This window comes from Staphylococcus piscifermentans, from assembly GCF_900186985.1.
In the GTDB taxonomy this organism is placed as follows: domain Bacteria; phylum Bacillota; class Bacilli; order Staphylococcales; family Staphylococcaceae; genus Staphylococcus; species Staphylococcus piscifermentans.
Map to the genome: position 1 here is coordinate 2,581,346 of NZ_LT906447.1, position 20,162 is coordinate 2,601,507.

Below are 20,162 nucleotides of genomic sequence, written 5' to 3' on the forward strand. Positions count from 1 at the left end.
ACACGTTGCTCTCGATCTTGGCCAATATATCCATTTATTGGACACGTTGCTCTCGATCTTGGCCAATATATCCATTTATTGGACACGTTGCTCTCGATCTTGGCCAATATATCCGTTTATTGGACACGTTGCTTCGAATCTTGGCCAATATATCTATTTATTGGACACGTTGCTCTCAATCTTGGCCAATATCCCCACTTAACACTTAACAATCATATTCGCGCCATTCCTATTTCAATTTGTCTTTCTCCATCGTTCTCCTACCATCTCTGCCCTTTTTCCGCCCTCCCAACAGTATTTCAGACATTAAAAAACCCCGTAAGGCGATGCCTACGGGGTTTATCTATAAGTTTTATCTTAGTTTTCTTCTTTAACATATGGTAATAAAGCCATATGACGAGCACGTTTGATAGCTGTAGTCAACATACGTTGATATTTAGCTGAAGTGCCAGTTACACGACGTGGTAAAATTTTACCGCGTTCTGAGATAAAACGTTTTAATAAGTCAGTATCTTTATAGTCGATGTGTGTAATTCCGTTTGCTGTGAAATAACAAACTTTTTTACGACGACGTCCGCCTCTTCTTGGTCCACCTGCCATGGTTAACTGCCTCCTTTAATTGATATTTTCAAATTTCTACGTTCATTACACGTTGATTAGAATGGTAAATCATCATCACTGATATCAATCGGGCCGTTTGCATTTGCAAATGGGTTGTCAGATTGTCCAGATTTTGATGAATTTTGATTTTGATAAGATGACGTATTTTGACCTTGTTGTTGTCCACCGTAACTTTGACCATAATCTTGGAATTGGTTATTACCGCCTCCAGATTGTTGGCCGCCGTGACGTTGATTTTGTGACTTAGGTTCAAGGAATTGAACACTATCACATACAACTTCTGTCACAAAAATACGACGTCCTTCTTGGTTTTCGTAACTGCGTGATTGTAAGCGACCATCAACGCCGGCAAGACTACCTTTAAACAAATAATTGTTTACATTTTCTGCTTGTTTTCTAAAAACAACACAGTTAATGAAGTCTGCTTCACGTTCCCCTTGCGCATTCGTAAACGTACGATTAACCGCTAAGGTAAAAGTCGCTACACTTACGCCTGAGGGTGTCGTTCTGTATTCAGGATCTCTAGTTAAACGTCCTACTAATACAACTCTGTTAAGCATTTAAACGCCCCCATTCTGTTTTTTACTTATCTTCGTCTTCGCGGATTACAATGTAACGAATGATATCGTCATTGATTTTAGCTAAACGTTGGAATTCATCTGTAGCTTCACTGTCTTCAGTGTTGATACGTACAATGTTGTAGTAACCTTCTTTGAAATCTTCAATTTCGTAAGCAAGGCGACGTTTGCCCCAATCTTTTTCTTCAATGATTTCAGCACCGTCTTTAGTTAAAATACCGTTGAAACGTTCAACTAATGCTTTTCTAGCTTCGTCTTCAATGTTTGGACGAACTACGTACATAATTTCATAAGTTCTCATTTTATATTTGCACCTCCTTGTGGTCTATGCGGCTTACTATCTGATGTAGCAAGCAAGGAATAATTTTCATTACTCACAATCAAGAATTATAGCACACGCAATTACTTTTTACAATCTTTTTTACAGCACTTTTCAACCTGATTTCTTAGTTCACTTCACACGCGTAACCATCTTTGTCACGATCCATTTTAGCTTGATAAGCAGGATGACCTTGCGGAACACCCTCAGGATGAACTTGTCTTAACGCCGTGCAATTAGCATAACTTTCACTTGCATTACTGCTTGGACTTTGACTCGATGCCCCTGTCGCACTACCAGAATTTACACTCCCCTCAGACTGACCTGTTGTCTGCTTTGAAGTTTGTGCTTCACTAGGCGCACTGGACTGAGCCTCCGTATCAGCAGGCACATCGCCGCTCCAAATATTCAAATGCTCTTCTTGAGCTAAGCGCTGACTTTCCTTCAATTGATCTAAGTACGTAACACTCGGAGGATAAACATACGCCACCTTCGCTAAACCTTGACGCACCAACGCATCATTAACCATCTTGCCATCCGCATAGACATACGCTAAATAACGACCGTATTTATCAGTCTTACCACCCTTATCAAACTCAACTTCAATTTTCGAAGCATTTTCCAACATATTCTTCGTATAAGCCGACGCTTCCTTACCATAAGGTTGCACACCCTTCGTAGGATGCTTCGTTTCCGGCGTATCAATCAATAACAAACGAAACACAGCTTCTTTACCATTATATATTAAACGTACCGTGTCCCCATCAACTGCCCTCGCATAAGTCGTTTCCTCTCGCACCAAGCCATTCGCTTCCTTCTGAGAATCCGCTTTTTCAGCTTTCTGAAGCTCCTCTTTTGGTGCCTCCTTAGCCTTAGGTTTCTGCGTTGGAGCAGTCTTAAACTCCTTCTCCTTTTCATTCTCAGCATCCGAATCCTTCTCCGGTGACTTCTTCGCCTTCTCATCCGTTTGATGCGCCGTCTTCTGTTCATGAGACTTAGAAGACTCTTCATCTCCCCCGCTCACTGCCGTGAAAAGAATACCTAGAAAGAGGCTGGCCGCAATGATAGTAACAGCCGTTTTCTTAGGCTTTCTCGTAGTTGCCAAATAAATAAGTCGAATTAAAAATATAAAAAATACAATAAAACATATCACACTCAAAAATTGCATTATGTAGTACACCTCTGCCATGTCTTTATTTATGACATTATTATACTATAATTTTGATAAATCTATGATTATTTTTTTACTTTGCATTTATAAGAAGTAGACATTCAGATTTTATTTGCCACTTAAGTTAAAATAGTCTTAAAGAGGTGTTGAATATGTCTGAAAATAAAGCACGAATTTTTAAATCTGACGCATCACACGCTGTAACTCTGCCGGATTCAGTCATTAAAGAATTAAATTTAAAACCTGGCGATGTCCTAATCCAGGAAGTACGCAACAACCAGATTATTTTAAAAAAAGAAAGCCATCCCAATTTCTCTGAAGAATGGCAACAATTTTTCGAACAAGGCGGTAGTTATGAAGATTACGAAACTCACCAATGGGGTGAAGCATCGGAGCGTGAAAAATGGTAGAACAATATAAAATTATCGACGTAAATTTAGATCCTATACTAGGCCGAGAAAAAGGAAAATACCGACCTTGTGTGGTCTTGAGCCGTACAAGCTTTAATGATAAAACAAGTCTCGTGTGGGTTTCACCAATTACTAGCCGTCCCGTTAAATACCCTACTGATGTTCCTTTGAAAACCTTAGAAAATCATATCAAAGGTACAGTTGATGTCGGCCAAATCCGCACCCTCGATTTAAGTACACGTCATTTTCGGATAGTAGATAGCGTTTCTCACGAAGTCATGCATCAAATTGACGACATTATTACGAATATACTCAGGATAGAATTTCAGTAAGCAACTTCTGATATAATTCTTGTTTAAAACTTCTAGGCAGGGTAAACCAATAATGTAAGAGTTAAAAATAAATATTAAAATAGTATATTTTTTGTTAAATTATTGCGTAATTGTGAAAGTTTTGTAGATAAACATGTTTTGAATTGGATTTTAAATTGTAAGCGCTTATAATAAAAGTGAAATCAATCACAAAGAGGAGTTGTATGTATAATGCAAAACTTAAGAAACAGAAATTTCCTAACATTATTAGATTTTTCACAGAAAGAAGTTGAATTCTTGCTCAACCTTTCAGAAGATTTGAAACGTGCGAAATACGCAGGTATTGAGCAACAAACGATGAAAGGAAAAAATATTGCATTAATTTTCGAAAAAGACTCAACTCGTACTCGTTGCGCATTTGAAGTTGCCGCTTACGACCAAGGTGCTCACGTCACTTATCTTGGACCTACAGGCAGCCAAATGGGCAAAAAAGAAACAGCAGCAGATACTGCTCGCGTACTCGGCGGCATGTATGACGGTATCGAATACCGCGGATTCTCTCAACGTACTGTTGAAACATTGGCTGAAAAATCAGGTGTTCCGGTATGGAACGGTTTGACTGACGAAGATCACCCTACGCAAGTATTGGCTGACTTCTTGACTGCCAAAGAAACATTGAAAAAACCTTATCACGAAATCAACTTCACATATGTTGGTGACGGACGCAACAACGTAGCGAACGCATTGATGGCTGGTGCCGCAATTATGGGTATGCGTTTCCACTTGGTATGTCCTAAAGAGTTAAATCCAACAGACGAATTATTGAATCGTTGTAAAGAATTGGCTGAAGAAAACGGCGGCGAAATCTTGGTTACTGACGACATCGACAAAGGTGTGAAAGGTTCTGACGTGCTTTACACAGACGTTTGGGTATCAATGGGCGAACCTGACGAAGTTTGGGAAGAACGTATCAAATTATTGAAACCTTACCAAGTGAACCAAGAAATGATTGAAAAAACTGGTAATCCACGTGTGATTTTCGAGCACTGCTTACCTTCATTCCATAACGATGAAACTAAAATCGGTGCAGAAATCGCAGACAAATACGGCTTGAAAGAAATGGAAGTTACAGATGAAGTCTTCGAAGGCAAACATTCAGTAGTATTCCAAGAAGCTGAAAACCGTATGCACACAATCAAAGCAGTAATGGTCGCTACTTTAGGAGATATCGGATAATAAATTTTAAGTAACTTAAAGAGCCACGACAAGGCAAGATTGTCTTGTCGTGGCTCTTCTTTTTAGACACCGAGTAGTCTTCTGAATTTCTTATTTATTAGAAACAACTGATTTTAAACACGAACATTGATTTCAAATTATAAAATACACTCAGGTATCTATAGAATCCATATCTTAGCGTACTTTTTATATCCTATCGTTCGGCTTTATTGTTACGTTTAAATCTTCTATTACTGAATAATGTTCCTAATAATACAAGTAATCCACCTATTAATATATTCTTATTATCTTGTCCTGTCGTAGGTAGTTTCTTATTGATTGCAGTGTCTTGTTTATCCGCACTCTTGCTTCTTTTAGCAATATACTTACTTTTTACCTTTTGAAGATTTTGCACAGAGTTTTTATTTTTTCTCTGAGAAATAGCTTCAGTTTTTTCTTCTGCTTTAAATACATTTGCACTTATTTCTTTTGTTATTGTCTTATCCAGTAGTATTTCTTTGTCTTCTTTATTGATTATCAAATCGTCTTCATCCTTCAATTGTTCTTCCTCAACTGGAGTGATAGACGCTTTACTTTCTTCTATATCTAAATTCTCATTGTCTGAACATGTTATATTTTCTTTATATATATCATCATTTTCAATAAGAGGATTTTTCTCTGAATTTAAATTCTCTTCTTCCGCATCAACTTCCTCTCCTGTTTCTAGAATAATCGGCGATATCGAAACAAATTCTTCCTCTATTTCATCTGTATTTTGAGAAACTAATGAAGTATCAGTTTGAGAGTTATTAACCTCATCGTCCGCTTCTAATTCCTCATTTTCTATTTCTTCATTTTCAGCAGTAGCAAAAGGATCTTCAGGCTGTTCCATTTCTGTACTTTCAAATTCTTCGCTTGTTTCTTCCTCAAAATTTTCTTCTTCAGGTAATTTTAATGGTTCGTAAATTTCTTCTTCGGTTACTTCAAATGTTGGCTCACTTAAATTTTCTTCAACCTCTGTAACAGGCACTTCCACAACAGTAGATTTCAAAGCTTCAATCAAACTTTCATTTTGAGCTGATTTATTCTCAGCTTTATCAGTAGCAAATACCTTAATTAATGTATTGCCCTCTAATTTTTGTTTTTCATTTAAATAGTACTCCCACTTACCCGATGCATCAGCTTCAATTAATATAGGACTATTTGCTGATAATTCTACATGAATTATTGTAAATGGATCAGCCAGTCCTACTATTTTTTTATCCGATTCTTTGACTGGTTCAATACTAGGAATGGCTGGAGCTATTGTATCTTTAACAATTTGTATTGCTTTTGGTGATTCGTTATTCGCAATATCTTTTGCGATTGCACTTACTTCATCATTATGATGCAAGACGGACAATGAAGTCGCTTTCCAGTTGCCTTGTGCGTCTGCTTGAACTTCCACTATTTTATCTCCTGGAATTGTTATTATTACAGTACTATTCGGTTCGCTTGCCCCGCTGATTTCTGTACTGCCTGCCTCAATTGCATTAATTGCTGGAGTAGTCGGTGCCTTAGTATCTTTAACAATTTGCGTTGCTTTTGATGATTCGTTATTTGCAAGATCTTTTGCAATCGCACTCACTTCGCCATTATGATGCAAGACTGACGGTAAAGTCGCTTTCCAGTTGCCTTGTGCGTCTGCTTGAACTTCCACTACTTTATTATCTGGCAATGTTATTACTACAGTGCTATTCGGTTCACTTGCCCCGCTGATTTCTGTACTGCCTGCTTCAATTGCTTTAATCACTGGAGCCGCCGGTGATTTTGTGTCTTTGACAATAATACCGGATTCCGAAGAAGTATTACCGGCTACATCTTTTGCCACAGCTTTCACTTCATCATTGTAATTCAATATCTGTTGCAAGTTTGCCTCCCAATTGCCATGCGCATCTGTCAGTACTTCTAATGTTTTACCTTCTGGAATACTTAAAATTACTGTGCTGTTCGGTTCACTTGTTCCCGAAATATGATTTGTGCCTGCTTCTATAGGTTGAATTACTGGTTTCACAGGAGAGATAGTATCTTCAACTATTTGCGATAACATTATAGATTTATTACCTGCAGCATCTTGAGCTTCTGCTTTAACATTTTGTCCATGATTTAATGGAGTGCCAAGCGTTACTTTCCAATTGCCTTGTTTATCTGTTGTACTCTCAACTTTTTGATTATCTGGCAGAGTGATAATTACGAGACTTTCAGGTTCGCTTGTGCCATTAATTTCAGCACTTCCTGCTTCAATACGATTAATCACTGGTTGAGCAGGAGCCTGAGTATCAACCGCTGTCACAATTACATCTTTACTAACTGAGCCTAATTCCCCGGTAGCTTTTACTAATGTAACATCGTTATGTTTTAAAACTATATCTTCTGGAAGTTGCACTTTCCAATTGCTATCTTTATCAACTTCGGTTTTAACGATTTGACGGTTTGGAAGCGTCACAGTAATAGTGCTTTCCGGGTCACCTTTTCCACTTAAAGTATCAGCACCTGCTTCTATCGGTTCTATTGTCGGAGTTGATACATAATACTTTTCAGCGAGTGGAGTTAAAATGATTTCTAACTCTGTCTTCAAATCTGGGCTCGCAAATTTCACACCTTGCATCACATGAAATAATTTAGTGCGATAATCTCTTTCTGGATGCGCTTTAATATCAAGTACAAGTCTCTCTGTATCCCCTTGAATTGCCTCATCGTATCTGCGATCAGCATCTGCTTGTGTTTCTGTATTAACCGTAAATCCTTTATCTGTGAGTACATAAGTCACAGTCTGATCATGTTTATTCGGTAAATTGATGTCTTCGTTAGTTTCTTTACGTACAACTGCTCGTCTTGCCGCTTATTCTCTATGACGAACGGTAATTTTATCTCCATATTCTAAATTGAAATCTTGAACTTTACTTTTTAAGTTATGATTACCTACAAATGACTCGTCTAATAAGACTGTGCCGTCCGCTTTTTCGATTTTTAGATGGACATATTCATCTGAAAAATACAAATGAGGTTGACCGCTATTTTGTACAAACTTGACTGTTTTCTTTTCAGGATTGTAATCTACATAAGCAAATTCTGAATTTCCTAACCCTCTTAGAGATATTCGCTGTGTCATAATTGCTTGTGTTGTATTATGTTTAGGGTAGTCTAAAATAGCTTGATTATCACCTTTCTCTCTTACTATTAAATATTGACTAACCGGCAAGGCATTATCTAAAGAGAGTGGGGCTGCAATCTTATAAACGCCAGGTTTTACAGCAGGGAAGACTGCCTTACCGTCTTCTACTTTGGCTTGAGTCACTTCTTTTCCGCCTTCCAATAAGCTGACTTTCACATCTGCGGGCAATGTTTGTCCATTTAAATTCAAAATTATTTCTGCGTTTGAAGATAGCTCAGTATCTGCTAAATCAGCTGATTTCACTAATTCGTATATTGAAGAAAGGTTTAACTTTTCCTTTAAACGTTTCTGTTCTTCTGGATTATCTATCAACATTGCTAATGGATAAGCGAAACTATTATTATACGTAGAAAGCTCATTTTTTAAATCTTGTGTGATTGGGATATTGTATAAATCGAAATAAGCAGTTCCGTTCACTCCATGTTCTGCCAACCAAAATGTATTAATCCAGCGTGGTACATCTTGGTTAAAAGGTTTATTCAACTTCGTTAAAGCAGCTTCTTCTTCGCGAATTCCTTTCCATAAATCTGTGAATCCGTCTATCCCGGTTAATCTAACCATTTTTGTCATAAAATCAAGTCGATCTCTAAAGCCTGACCCGCCAAATTTGAATGTTCCATTTGCTTTAATAATACGGTCATGGATACCTTTTTGGACTTTGTCTTGTCTGCCTTCATATAACCATCCATCATTGATGCCCATTACAGTTGTTTGATATTGGTTAGCTAAAATATTATTTTCAACTTCGATTAATTCCATCTTTCCATCACCAGTCATAGCACCATCATAACCATGACCGACTTCGTGCAACGACAACCATCCTTTTTCTAAATAGCCATACATTGAAGGACTATTTGAGCCCATGTTGTTTGTAGAATAGTAAGCTAATCCGAATCCACGTTTATCTGCAATAGTAAAATATTTGTGAGGTACATTATAGTGAATCGAATTGATATCGTCATTAAGACCTACCCAGCGATCATAATGATTAATAATATCCTCATAATATTCAATCATCTCTTCCAAGCTATGAAAGCTATAGCGTCCAGGTTTAGCACCTAAATTAGCAATACGCTCGAGATCAATTCGGGGGATTAAAAATGCAATTTTATCACCATCTACGTATCCATAAGAAGTATCACGTTTTTTCCAATCTTCCACAAATTCTTGTTGGTTGCCATTCTTTCGGAAAGTGGGCAAAGTTATACCCGAATCACCTTCAACGTAGTATTCTACTACTGGTTTTTTATTTAATCCTGCAGGAATTCTTAAGAAAGCTGTACTATCTGTAGTGGTGGAAATATGAGTCCACTTGCCATTTTTAGAAACATTAGCATTTCTGATTAATGGACTGTCATCAGTCATTAAATCTACACGCAAATCTGTTTGATTGCTCCCTTGTGCTTGACGGATATAAAAATTCTTACCTGCGGGTACTATCAGTCCAAGACTTTCACGTGCTTGATAAATACCACGTTGTTGCTCTGCAGTTTTAGCTACTTTAGAGGCTGGGTAATAGTCAACTTCTTTGGAATAGACTTGTTCTTTAATTCCCTCAATCGGTGCAACAGTTGTAGCATTTGCTTCTGGAGCTGGTGCATGATAAGTTGTCTTTTTCGCTTCCACAGGGGCTGATGGTGCTGCAACTGTCAGATGAGCAGCAGATGAAGTTTCAGGCACAGCTCTTGGTTTAATTATAGGTTGATTCACAGTTGTATCTTTCTTATTTTCTAATTTTTCATCTATTGGTGTTTCTTGGCTTTTTACAGCTTGTGAATTCTGCGTTGCATTGTCATTATTTTCTGCCGTAAGTTTATCGTTTGGTTGTTCAACCATAGTTGACTGACTTGGATTTCCTGTTGAAGCGGTTTGATTTATTTCATTTTCTGCAGCTTCTGCAATATTGCCTGAATTGATATATACTAGGCTTCCAAACAGTACCGAAGCAATTCCAGCACTGAATTTTCTAATATGATACTTGTTCTTTCTTTCTCCTTTACTAGAAAGTTTATTTGAATGTTGTTGATACATAAAGTTGTCCCTTCTTTCACTTTTAACTCTACACAATTTTATCATTTTATTATTATGAATAGCACTTCTTTTCATCTCTGAAATCTAAATTTCTAATGATTGTTTACCAAGCAAGAAGGTACGACGAAATAATTTTCTTCTGTTTCGTCCCATTTCATTATTGAAACGAAAATAAAAAGAGTTTAATTAGACCTCCCTCAGTCTAGTTAAACTCTTTTTTTCGTATGTGAGTATTATTACTCTATTTTTAACATCTATTATTTGTAATATTTCTTTCAGGTGTTACCGTTTATTATATAAAAATAAATAGGAGATTGATGATATTTCTTTCAACTATAATAGGAGGTATTTTGATGACGAGACCAAAAATAATTTTGCATATGTCCGAATCAATCAATGGTAATATCACAGGCCCTTATAATAAAGCGGCCGGAGCAAACTTAGGAAAAGCCTATGAATATGCAGATGAAAAAATCAATTCAAATGCAATGATATTAGGACGTAAAACCATCGAAGAAAACTTCACAAGTAAAGAAATGCCTAGCTTGCCTGAAAATCCTAAATCATATTCAAGAAATGAGGATTTTATTGCTAATACAGACTTAGACCATTATGTCATTTCTATTGACCCTTCTGGTAAAGCTGCTTGGGAACAAAATTATATCGAATTCCGCGATAGACCTAAAATGCACGTTATCGAAGTACTTTCAGAAAAGGTATCTGATGCCTACCTTGAATATTTAAGAAACCTTAATATTTCTTATGTTTTTGGTGGCCCGGATAAAAAATTAGATTTAAAATCTGTTGTTTCTAAATTAAATCAATTATTCAACTTAGAAAAACTTACTTTATCAGGCGGTGGCGGTGTAAACTGGTCGTTCTTTGAACAAGGACTAGTTGATGAAATTAGTGTCATCATCGCGCCTGTAGTAGATGATCATTTTAACCGTCCACATTTATTTGATAATAATGAAAAAGATAAAAGTGATGTCATCCAAAATTATAAAATCGACCACGTTGAACAATTGGATGGCAATATCGTATGGTTGTACTACAAAATTTAAAATGATATAAAAAAACGGAAAAGTTCTTAGATTAACTAAAGAACTTTTCCGTTTATTTATTAGCTTTATTTACACATTAAATCTGAAGTGTACAACGTCGCCGTCTTGCATGATATAATCTTTACCTTCTAAGCGCATTTTACCCGCTTCTTTCGCACCATGTTCCCCATCATTTTCTACATAGTCTTCAAAGCTTGTTACTTCTGCACGGATAAATCCACGTTCGAAGTCTGTATGGATAATACCCGCACATTGTGGTGCTGTCATACCTTTACGGAATGTCCAAGCACGCACCTCTTGAACACCTGCAGTAAAGTATGTTGCAAGTCCAAGCAAGTCGTAAGTGCTGCGGATTAAACGATCCAGACCAGGTTCAGTGATACCTAAGTCTTCCAAGAACATTTCTTTATCTTCTTCATCCAACGTTGCAATTTCTTCTTCAATTTTTGCACTGATAACGATTACTTCAGAACCTTCTTTATCAGCGTATTCTTTAATCGTTTGTACCTTTTCATTATCCGCTTCATTAATTTCATCTTCACCCACATTAGCGATATAAATCATAGGTTTAGAAGTTAATAACTGCGCTTGTTTGACATATTTAGCGTCTTCTTCATTGAATTCAAGACTGCGGACAGGGTCCCCGGCCTCTAAAGCTTCTTTAATACGTTCTAAAATACGTACTTCATTAACCGCATCTTTATCTTTTTGACGCGCCATTTTTTCTAAACGTGGCAAACGTTTATCCACTGATTCTAAATCAGCCAAAACAAGTTCCATATTAATGACTTCAATATCATCTAATGGGTCAACACGTCCAGAAACGTGTGTTACGTTTTCATCATCAAAGGCACGTACGACTTGGCAAATCGCATCTACTTCACGGATATGTGATAAGAATTTGTTTCCAAGGCCTTCACCTTTTGACGCTCCTTTTACAATTCCGGCAATATCTGTAAATTCGAAAGTAGTCGGAATGATTTTTTTAGGATTCACAATATCAGAGAGTGCTTTCAAACGAGAATCCGGTACTTCTACAATTCCGACGTTAGGATCGATAGTAGCAAAAGGATAGTTTGCCGCAAGCGCACCTGCTTTTGTAATTGCGTTAAATAGTGTAGACTTTCCGACGTTCGGCAAGCCCACGATACCAGCTGTTAAAGCCATTATTCATTCTCCTTCTCATTTGTATCATTGGATACAAGTACTTTTTTTAATTTTTTATTGAACTCTGTACGAGGCATCATAATGCTTCGATGGCACTTCTCGCATTTGATTCTAATATCAGCACCCATGCGTATAATTTTAAAGCGATTTGCACCGCAAGCATGCGCTTTTTTCATTTCTACAATATCATTGAGACCATACTGTGCTGCCATTTACACAATCCTCCATCATTATGAATTGTCACTTTGCCCGAATTGACCGTTATATTGCATCATAACTGGTGTAGGAGATTTGATTCCTTCTTTATTCAAGAAGTTTGCAATCTCTTTACGCAAAATACGTGAACCTGGCACTGCATTATTCGGTGTCGTTTCAGCCGCTACTTTAAGAATATAAGCATTTCCTGTTAAATCCTCAATCCCCAGAATTTCAGGCTTCGACACAAAAATATAATAACTTGAGTGTAAAGTAGCTAAGAAATCATTTAATTTCTGTTCAACTTTATCCACATCTTCATCCATTGCAATCGGTACTTCAACCAAGGCTTTTGCGTTTGAGACTGAAAAGTTGGTAATCTCAGACATCACACTATTCGGCAAAACTGTAAGCTCGCCAGTATAAGCATGAATACGTGTCGAACGCAGACCAATAGACTGAACTGTTCCCTCTGTAATCGGAGTTCCGTTCATATTGATTTTAACATAATCTCCGACATCAAATTGATTTTCGAAGATAATAAAGAAACCTGTAATAATATCTTTAACAATTGTCTGTGCACCAAAGCCAATTGCCAGACCGACAACTCCAGCCCCAGCTAAGAGACCCGAGACACTAATACCGAATTTACCTAAAATTGTCGTCAGTACGATAAACCAGACCACATAACGAACGACATTTTTGACCAAAGCAGTCAGTGTGATCGAACGCTTTCTGCCATGACTCGTACGATTTTGTAATTTGAAAAATTGTTCAATTGATTTATTCAAGACTTTAATAACAATGATCGCGACAATAATATAAATCAGGATCATGATGAGCCTATTTAAGAGTTCTGCATAGGTTTCAGACTTCGTAAAAGGTTCAATTAATGAATTGAAGACCCCGTTTAAAGTATTCCAAAACGTGTTCAAGCCGTTTTCCTCCTGTCTTACTGCAAGATGTTTTTAATATTCTTTTTTTACATCAAATATATATTTTACCATGAATTGCGCTCAATTTCTTACGATTCACTATTGAAAGCTTCTATTAAGCGTAAGAATTCTTCCTCAGAAGTAAATTCAAAGGTAATCTGTCCTTTATTGCGTTTTGTCGTAATTGCGACATTGGTTCCATAACGCTCTTTCAAGCGCCGTTCTTCTCTTTGAATCAGGCGCGGCTTTTTAGGAGACGGCTCCTCTTTAGACGGTTTCTTTTCCTCAGAAGTCAATTCACTGACGTACTTCTCCAAATAGCGCACACTCCATGCTTCGCGAATGGCTTGTTTCGCGGTACGTTTCATCGTCGGCTCATCCTTCAGCACTAATAAAGTTCGACCATGCGCACCGGACAGTTTGCCCGCTTTAATGTATTCGGTAATCGCCGACGGTAAATTCAATAAGCGCAGCATGTTTGCGATGTAAGGCCGCGATTTCCCTAATCTGGTTGCTACTTCCTTTTGCGTCAGCTTCAAATCATCCATGAGTTTACGGTAACTTTCCGCTTCCTCCACCGCATTCAAATCTTCACGCTGCAAATTCTCGATAATCGCAAGCTCCATCATCTCCGCTTCCGTCATTTCCTTCACAATCGCCGGAATATGCGTCTTCCCAGCCTTTTGAGAAGCACGAAAACGCCGCTCGCCCACTACGATGTGATAACCACGTACTGTTTTCCGCAGAATAATCGGCTGCAAGACCCCATGCTCACGAATAGACGCAGCCAAGTCCTCTAATTTAGCAGCTTCAAAATGCTTGCGCGGCTGATACGGATTAGGTCGAATCTGATCCAAACTTACCTCTTCAACTTGTGCTTGCGAATCATGCATTTCATCAGACACATCGCAGCCCACCTTTCACATTGATACTCCTCTCCTATTGTATGAAAAATACCGTTCGCAATAAAGCAATTTTTCTTTTTCACTTGGAAAAGAAAGCTTTGGAGAGAAGAATCGAAATAAAAAATTCAAAAAATTTTGATTCCTTCAATCCCTTGAAGCTGTAGGGTTTGAGTTATGTTGCAAAATTTCTTTAACAAATAATTCTGAAAATTCTGTTGACAAATCTATATAGAGCAATATACAATGTGGTCATCAACAAAAAACAAAACATTTTACACAAAGAAAGACAATTGAATACCGTTCCTAAACACGATAATAAGGAAAGTAGAACTTACACTGCTGACACAGAGAGCCTCCAATTGCTGAAAGGAGGCGCAGAAAGAAAGTTTGAAAATGGCCTTGGAGTGGTGGTGTCGATATGAGGCATCAACGGGGGCGCCCGTTACAGCGCTACAGTATTAACATTTTTGCACAATGGCGTACTGGATAACGAAACGTTATTTTCAATAATAGCGGGCCTTCATTCAGTATCAGAGCCATCAACAGATTTAGCGTACTGGAAGAGGTTGCTTTAGCAATAAAGCAGCGAATTAAGGTGGTACCGCGAAGCTCAAGCTTTCGTCCTTTACATCCGATTCAGTTCGGGTTTAAAGGACGGAAGCTTTTTTTCGTGGTCAGCTTTCCTCCTTAGTTCCAGAACTTCCGCAGCCAAAAGCAATCTCAATAACTAAAGGAGTGTTTATTCTATGTCACTATCATCAGAAACAAATTTAATCAAGCACCACCAATTCCCGCATATCTTAGCAGCCAATCCGCCATTATACGATTCATCAACTTTTCCGACAGAATTAATCGGTTCAGAAGTTGCTTACGATTACGCCAGATCAGGTCATCCGAATCGTGAAGTATTAGAAGAAAAGGTTGCAGCGCTTGAAGGTGCAGATTACGGCATCGCCTACAATTCAGGCATTGGCGCAATTTCAGCAGTTTTCTTTTTACTCGAAAGCGGAGATCATCTCATTATTCCAAATGATGTTTACGGCGGTACTTATCGCTTATGTACACAATTCTTGCCAGGATTGAATATCGAAGTAACTACAGTCGATACTACTAATCCTGCAGAAGTAGAGAAAGCGATTAAAGATAATACGAAATTAATCCATATTGAAACACCATCTAATCCATTATTTAAAGTGACAGACATCCAAGCAATCGCAGATGTAGCGAAAGCGCACAACTTGCTGCTTTCAGTAGACAACACTTTCTTAACACCATTATCACAGAAACCTTTAGAATTAGGCGCTGATATTGTCAGTCACAGTGCTACTAAATTCTTAAGCGGTCATAGCGATTTAATCGCAGGTATCGTGGTAACGAACAATGCGGAAGTCGCAGAACAATTAAGATTTATTCAAAATACGTTAGGCAGCGGATTATCAGCACAAGATAGCTGGACGCTGACAAAACATCTTAAAACATTGCATGTACGTTGGAATCAATCCGTACACAATACTCAAAAAATTGTTGAATTCTTAAAATCTCGTCCAGAAATTACTGAAGTTTATTACCCAGGAAATGATGAAATCAATCAAAAACAAGCTGAAAATGGCGGCGCTGTTTTAAGTTTCCGTTTAAGCGATCCTAACAAAGTGCCCGAATTCGCAAAGGCTCTGAAAATACCTCAAATTGCAGTCAGCTTAGGCGGTATTCAAACAATTGTTTCTCATCCAGCTACAATGTCTCACGCTTCAGTTCCTGAAGATGTACGCAATGAACGAGGCATTACTTTCGATTTATTAAGATTAAGTGTTGGATTAGAAGACCCTGACGAATTGATTGCAGATTTTGAAGCAGCATTGGAGGAAGCATACTATGAACCGATTTCTACAAACTTTGAAAGAGAACGTCTTAGTAGCTGACGGTGCAATAGGAACGATTCTTTACTCCGAAGGGATCGATACTTGTCCCGAAGCTTATAACCTGACACACCCGCATAAAATCGAACGGATTCATCGTTCATACATTCAAGCAGGCGCAGATGTCATCCAAACCAATACGTATGGTGCTAATTTTGAGAAACTCCAAACATTCGGCTTGGAACATCGAGTGAAAGATATCACTCGTGCTGGCGTCAGAATTGCGAAGAAAGCCGCTGACGAAGATACTTTCATTCTAGGTACTGTAGGTGGATTTAAAGGTGTGCAGCAAAATGAATTATCTTTATCTACCATTCTTTATCACACAGATATCCAAATCGAAACTTTAATCGATGAAGGGGTAGATGCCCTGCTATTTGAAACCTATTATGATTTAAATGAACTCTTGCAAGTCATCAGGGCGACCAAGAAAAAGTACGATATCCCAGTTATCGCACAACTTACCGCTTCCAACACGAATTACTTACAAGACGGCACTGAAATTAATGAAGCCTTGAAACAAGTAGAAGCGGAAGGCGCAGATGTAATCGGATTGAATTGTCATCATGGTCCACATCATATGCAGCAATCCTTTACCCATATCGAACTTCCGCAACATGCCTTATTATCGTGCTATCCGAATGCAAGTTTGCTAGACTTTGAAAATTCGTCAATCAAATATAGCGACAACGCTACTTATTTCGGTAAAGTTGCAAAGTCACTCGTCAAAGAAGGCGTGCACTTGATCGGCGGTTGTTGCGGTACTACACCTGAACATATTCATTACATTAAAGAAGCGGTAGAAGGATTAAAACCGATTAATGAGAAGAAAGTGATTCCTATCAGACGCAAGAGCAATCACCCTTCCATTCCGGTTCAAAAAGACAACCTGACAACGAAAGTGAAAGCAGGTCCTACCGTCATTGTAGAACTTGATACACCGAAACATTTAGATACTACGAAATTCTTTGCTAATGTGACGAAACTTGATAAAGCGAAAGTGGATGCGATTACCTTAGCCGACAACTCATTAGCAACAGTACGGGTCAGCAATATTGCTGCAGCCAGCATTATTAAACAAAACTATAATATTGAACCTTTAGTACACATCACTTGCCGAGACAGAAACTTAATTGGGCTGCAATCCCACTTATTAGGTTTATCACTGTTAGGCATCAATGAAATTCTGGCTATTACCGGTGATCCTTCAAAGGTAGGTCACCTGCCAGGTGCTACTAATGTATACGATGTGAACTCTAAAGGATTAACAGAATTAGCTGTTCGGTTCAACCAAGGCTTGAACATCGACGGAGGCGCTTTGAAAACGACTACCAACTTCAACATTGCAGGAGCCTTCAACCCGAATGTCCGCAAGATGGAAGCAGCCGTACGACGTTTGGATAAGAAAGTCGACAGCGGAATGAATTATTTTATTACACAGCCTGTATACACGGTAGAAAGGATTCAAGAAATTGCTGAAAAGACAGCACATTTAGATGCCCCTTTCTTCATCGGTATTATGCCGATTACCAGTTACAGAAACGCACAATTTTTACACAATGAAGTACCAGGCATTACCTTACCTGAAGAAATACTAGAACAATTCGAAGCGGTTCAACATGATAAGCAAAAAACAAAAGAACTCAGCTTGAAAATTTGCAGAGAGCTAGTAGATGAAGTAACCAAACACTTTAACGGTTTATACCTCATCACCCCATTTGAACAAGTCGATTATTCATTAGAACTTGCAACTTATTTTAAATCTAAAACTGAAAGTAACCAGGAGGCAATAATATGACAATTAAAACAGCTAATATCGGATTCCCACGTTTAGGACGTAAAAGAGAATGGAAGAAAGCCATCGAAAGTTATTGGGCAGGCAAAACAAATTATGATGAATTAACAGAAACACTTAACGATTTGCATAAAGAAAATTTACTCTTACAAAAGAACTATAACATTGATAGCGTACCAGTCGGAGATTTCTCATTATACGATCACGTACTTGATACATCATTATTATTCAACATCATCCCAGAACGTTTCCAAGGTCAAGAAGTCAACGACGATTTATTATTTGATATCGCTCGCGGTACGAAAGATAATGTCGCTAGCGCCCTAATTAAATGGTTCAACACTAACTATCACTACATCGTGCCTGAATGGGACCATGCAGAACCTAAATTAAATCGTAATGTTTTACTTGAAAGATTCCAATTCGCACAACAATTAAATGTACCGGCACACCCAGTTCTCTTAGGACCAGTGTCATTCGTACAATTATCACGTGGCGGCGAACAATCATTTGAGGAAAAAGTAGAAACATTATTGCCACTTTACAAAGAAGTTTTACAATCATTAGTAGATGCAGGTGCTGAATATATCCAAATTGATGAACCTGTATTAGTCACAGACAACGCTAAAGAATTAGAAGATATCACACGCCATGTCTACGATTACTTTGATAAAGCAGGTTTAAGCGATAAATTAGTCATTCAAACTTACTTCGAACATGTAGATTTAGAATTTGTGAACAGCTTACCCGTTAAAGGTTTAGGCTTAGACTTCGTACATGATCGCGGCGTTAACTTACAACAAATCAGAGACGGCAAATTATCTAAAGACAAAGCCTTGTACGCAGGTATTATTGACGGCCGTAATGTATGGGCTGCAGACATCGAAGCGAAGAAAGATTTAATCGAAGAATTACAACAATATACAGACGAGTTAGTCATCCAACCGTCTTCTTCTTTACTCCATGTTCCAGTTTCTTTAGATGACGAAGTACTAGATGAAACGATTGAAGAAGGTTTAAGCTTCGCTACTGAAAAATTAGACGAGTTAGATGCCTTAAAACGTCTTATCAATAATGGAGATACAGAAAAATACGATCAATTGAAAGCACAATACGAACGCTTCCAAAACCAAGCATTCAAAAATCTTGAATACGATTTCGACAGCGTACGTACCAACCGTGAATCAGCTTTCCCTGAACGTAAAAGAGTACAAGATGCACGCTTGAAATTACCAGAGCTGCCGACAACAACAATCGGTTCATTCCCACAAACTAAAGAAGTACGTAAGAAACGTGCAGATTGGAAAAACCACCGCATCAGCGATGAAGAATATAATCAATTCTTGCGTGATGAAATCGCACGTTGGATTCAAATCCAAGAAGATATCGGTTTAGATGTATTTGTACACGGTGAATTCGAACGTAACGACATGGTTGAATTCTTCGGTGAAAGACTGCAAGGTTTCTTAGTTACTAAATTCGGATGGGTACAATCTTACGGTTCTCGTGCCGTTAAGCCGCCAGTAATCTACGGAGACGTTAAATGGACTAAACCAATTACAGTAGAAGAAACAGCATACGCACAAAGTTTAACAGACCACCCTGTAAAAGGAATGCTGACAGGTCCAGTTACCATCTTGAACTGGTCATTCGAACGCGTAGATATTCCACGCCAAGAAGTTCAAGATCAAATCGCTTTAGCTATCAATGAAGAAGTATTAGCATTAGAAGACGCTGGCATAAAAATTATCCAAGTAGACGAACCAGCATTGCGCGAAGGCTTACCGCTTCGCAAAGAATACCATGAAGAGTACTTGAAACAAGCGTTGCGCTCATTCCGCTTAGCTACATCTTCTGTGGCGGATGCTACGCAAATCCATACGCATATGTGTTATTCTCAATTCGGCGAAATCATCCATACTATCCACGATTTAGATGCAGATGTTATCTCAATCGAAACATCTCGCAGCCATGGTGCATTAATTAAAGACTTCGAGGATATTACGTATGATTTAGGTATCGGATTAGGTGTGTATGATATTCACAGTCCACGTATCCCGACTGAAGAAGAAATTACAGTAGCTATCAATCGCGGATTACAAGAAATCGACCGTTCATTATTCTGGGTTAACCCAGACTGCGGCTTGAAAACACGTAACGAAGATCAAGTAAAAGAAGCATTATCTGTCTTAGTATCAGCAGTTAAAAAATTACGTCAAGAACAAGGTCAAGAAACAGCATAAATCAATAGATATTGAACTGGTAATACATGATTAGGCCTCTCCTTCCCCTAATCATGTTGCCAACTCAATGTA

17 protein-coding genes and 1 other annotated feature are annotated in these 20,162 nt (G+C 38.1%); of the genes, 7 read left to right on the forward strand and 10 right to left on the reverse strand.

Annotated elements, in window-relative coordinates:
• Nucleotides 1-357: 357 nt before the first annotated feature.
• The 4 genes from rpsR to CKV71_RS12175 all read right to left on the reverse strand — a co-directional run bounded on the left by rpsR (nt 358) and on the right by CKV71_RS12175 (nt 2,686).
• Nucleotides 358-600 (reverse strand): 30S ribosomal protein S18, encoded by a 243-nt coding sequence (rpsR, locus tag CKV71_RS12160; protein WP_012664058.1) that lies wholly within the window; start codon nt 598-600, stop codon nt 358-360.
• Nucleotides 601-656: 56 nt separating this feature from the next.
• Nucleotides 657-1,181: a single-stranded DNA-binding protein gene (ssb, locus tag CKV71_RS12165; protein WP_095107126.1), complete on the reverse strand. Its 525-nt coding sequence runs from the start codon at nt 1,179-1,181 to the stop codon at nt 657-659.
• Between the two features lie 22 nt (nt 1,182-1,203).
• The gene (gene rpsF / locus CKV71_RS12170) at nt 1,204-1,500 is read right to left on the reverse strand and encodes a 30S ribosomal protein S6 (RefSeq protein ID WP_095107129.1); all 297 of its coding nucleotides are present in this window, start codon (nt 1,498-1,500) and stop codon (nt 1,204-1,206) included.
• 145 nt (nt 1,501-1,645) lie between these two features.
• Nucleotides 1,646-2,686 carry a thermonuclease family protein gene (locus CKV71_RS12175; protein ID WP_095107130.1) on the reverse strand — a complete coding sequence of 347 codons (1,041 nt, stop codon included), beginning with the start codon at nt 2,684-2,686 and terminating at the stop codon, nt 1,646-1,648.
• Between the two features lie 155 nt (nt 2,687-2,841).
• Between CKV71_RS12175 and CKV71_RS12180 the strand changes: the two genes are divergently transcribed.
• From CKV71_RS12180 to argF, 3 genes are all read left to right on the forward strand, one after another.
• Complete coding sequence (locus CKV71_RS12180) at nt 2,842-3,099, forward strand: AbrB/MazE/SpoVT family DNA-binding domain-containing protein (protein WP_095107132.1); 258 nt, start codon at nt 2,842-2,844, stop codon at nt 3,097-3,099.
• On the forward strand, nt 3,093-3,431 hold the full coding sequence (locus CKV71_RS12185) for a type II toxin-antitoxin system PemK/MazF family toxin (RefSeq protein ID WP_095107133.1): 339 nt from the start codon (nt 3,093-3,095) through the stop codon (nt 3,429-3,431). Before CKV71_RS12180 ends, CKV71_RS12185 begins: the two co-directional genes overlap by 7 nt.
• 210 nt (nt 3,432-3,641) lie before the next feature.
• Nucleotides 3,642-4,646, forward strand: a complete 1,005-nt coding sequence (gene argF / locus CKV71_RS12190; protein ID WP_095103028.1) for an ornithine carbamoyltransferase — start codon at nt 3,642-3,644, stop codon at nt 4,644-4,646.
• Between the two features lie 193 nt (nt 4,647-4,839).
• Here argF and CKV71_RS12195 read toward each other — a convergent pair whose 3' ends face one another.
• Complete coding sequence (locus CKV71_RS12195) at nt 4,840-7,434, reverse strand: Ig-like domain-containing protein (RefSeq protein ID WP_095107135.1); 2,595 nt, start codon at nt 7,432-7,434, stop codon at nt 4,840-4,842.
• A 72-nt stretch (nt 7,435-7,506) separates the two neighbouring features.
• Complete coding sequence (locus tag CKV71_RS12755; RefSeq protein ID WP_269457253.1) at nt 7,507-9,870, reverse strand: putative mucin/carbohydrate-binding domain-containing protein; 2,364 nt, start codon at nt 9,868-9,870, stop codon at nt 7,507-7,509.
• 353 nt (nt 9,871-10,223) lie between these two features.
• On the opposite strand from CKV71_RS12755, the gene CKV71_RS12205 reads away from it, so the two are divergent.
• Nucleotides 10,224-10,934, forward strand: a complete 711-nt coding sequence (locus CKV71_RS12205; RefSeq protein WP_095107137.1) for a dihydrofolate reductase family protein — start codon at nt 10,224-10,226, stop codon at nt 10,932-10,934.
• 69 nt (nt 10,935-11,003) lie between these two features.
• Here the strand turns inward: CKV71_RS12205 and ychF are convergent, their stop codons facing one another.
• From ychF to CKV71_RS12225, 4 genes are all read right to left on the reverse strand, one after another.
• Nucleotides 11,004-12,101 (reverse strand): redox-regulated ATPase YchF, encoded by a 1,098-nt coding sequence (ychF, locus tag CKV71_RS12210; protein ID WP_095107138.1) that lies wholly within the window; start codon nt 12,099-12,101, stop codon nt 11,004-11,006.
• Nucleotides 12,101-12,313, reverse strand: a complete 213-nt coding sequence (locus CKV71_RS12215; RefSeq protein ID WP_095107140.1) for a DUF951 domain-containing protein — start codon at nt 12,311-12,313, stop codon at nt 12,101-12,103. The genes ychF and CKV71_RS12215 overlap by 1 nt, the downstream gene beginning before the upstream one ends.
• A gap of 18 nt (nt 12,314-12,331) precedes the next feature.
• Nucleotides 12,332-13,231, reverse strand: coding sequence for a mechanosensitive ion channel family protein (locus tag CKV71_RS12220; protein WP_095107141.1), 900 nt, complete (start codon nt 13,229-13,231; stop codon nt 12,332-12,334).
• An 89-nt stretch (nt 13,232-13,320) separates the two neighbouring features.
• A complete protein-coding gene (locus tag CKV71_RS12225) occupies nt 13,321-14,124 on the reverse strand; it encodes a ParB/RepB/Spo0J family partition protein (protein WP_095107350.1) in 804 nt (267 codons plus the stop codon).
• 315 nt (nt 14,125-14,439) lie between these two features.
• Nucleotides 14,440-14,765 (forward strand) — a binding site (T-box leader).
• Nucleotides 14,766-14,882: 117 nt separating this feature from the next.
• Between CKV71_RS12225 and CKV71_RS12230 the strand changes: the two genes are divergently transcribed.
• The 3 genes from CKV71_RS12230 to metE are packed head-to-tail and all read left to right on the forward strand — an operon-like array spanning nt 14,883 to nt 20,090.
• Nucleotides 14,883-16,055 carry a trans-sulfuration enzyme family protein gene (locus CKV71_RS12230; protein ID WP_095107143.1) on the forward strand — a complete coding sequence of 391 codons (1,173 nt, stop codon included), beginning with the start codon at nt 14,883-14,885 and terminating at the stop codon, nt 16,053-16,055.
• Nucleotides 16,009-17,850 carry a bifunctional homocysteine S-methyltransferase/methylenetetrahydrofolate reductase gene (locus tag CKV71_RS12235; protein WP_095107145.1) on the forward strand — a complete coding sequence of 614 codons (1,842 nt, stop codon included), beginning with the start codon at nt 16,009-16,011 and terminating at the stop codon, nt 17,848-17,850. The genes CKV71_RS12230 and CKV71_RS12235 overlap by 47 nt, the downstream gene beginning before the upstream one ends.
• On the forward strand, nt 17,847-20,090 hold the full coding sequence (gene metE / locus CKV71_RS12240) for a 5-methyltetrahydropteroyltriglutamate--homocysteine S-methyltransferase (RefSeq protein ID WP_095107147.1): 2,244 nt from the start codon (nt 17,847-17,849) through the stop codon (nt 20,088-20,090). Before CKV71_RS12235 ends, metE begins: the two co-directional genes overlap by 4 nt.
• Nucleotides 20,091-20,162: the final 72 nt, after the last annotated feature.

Bases quoted from the DNA above. Each gene is read 5' to 3' on its own strand.
- rpsR (WP_012664058.1), bottom strand. From the start codon at position 600: ATGGCAGGTGGACCAAGAAGAGGCGGACGTCGTCGTAAAAAAGTTTGT.
- ssb (WP_095107126.1), bottom strand. From the start codon at position 1,181: ATGCTTAACAGAGTTGTATTAGTAGGACGTTTAACTAGAGATCCTGAA.
- rpsF (WP_095107129.1), bottom strand. From the start codon at position 1,500: ATGAGAACTTATGAAATTATGTACGTAGTTCGTCCAAACATTGAAGAC.
- CKV71_RS12175 (WP_095107130.1), bottom strand. From the start codon at position 2,686: ATGCAATTTTTGAGTGTGATATGTTTTATTGTATTTTTTATATTTTTA.
- CKV71_RS12180 (WP_095107132.1), top strand. From the start codon at position 2,842: ATGTCTGAAAATAAAGCACGAATTTTTAAATCTGACGCATCACACGCT.
- CKV71_RS12185 (WP_095107133.1), top strand. From the start codon at position 3,093: ATGGTAGAACAATATAAAATTATCGACGTAAATTTAGATCCTATACTA.
- argF (WP_095103028.1), top strand. From the start codon at position 3,642: ATGCAAAACTTAAGAAACAGAAATTTCCTAACATTATTAGATTTTTCA.
- CKV71_RS12755 (WP_269457253.1), bottom strand. From the start codon at position 9,870: ATGTATCAACAACATTCAAATAAACTTTCTAGTAAAGGAGAAAGAAAG.
- CKV71_RS12205 (WP_095107137.1), top strand. From the start codon at position 10,224: ATGACGAGACCAAAAATAATTTTGCATATGTCCGAATCAATCAATGGT.
- ychF (WP_095107138.1), bottom strand. From the start codon at position 12,101: ATGGCTTTAACAGCTGGTATCGTGGGCTTGCCGAACGTCGGAAAGTCT.
- CKV71_RS12215 (WP_095107140.1), bottom strand. From the start codon at position 12,313: ATGGCAGCACAGTATGGTCTCAATGATATTGTAGAAATGAAAAAAGCG.
- CKV71_RS12225 (WP_095107350.1), bottom strand. From the start codon at position 14,124: ATGCATGATTCGCAAGCACAAGTTGAAGAGGTAAGTTTGGATCAGATT.
- CKV71_RS12230 (WP_095107143.1), top strand. From the start codon at position 14,883: ATGTCACTATCATCAGAAACAAATTTAATCAAGCACCACCAATTCCCG.
- CKV71_RS12235 (WP_095107145.1), top strand. From the start codon at position 16,009: ATGAACCGATTTCTACAAACTTTGAAAGAGAACGTCTTAGTAGCTGAC.
- metE (WP_095107147.1), top strand. From the start codon at position 17,847: ATGACAATTAAAACAGCTAATATCGGATTCCCACGTTTAGGACGTAAA.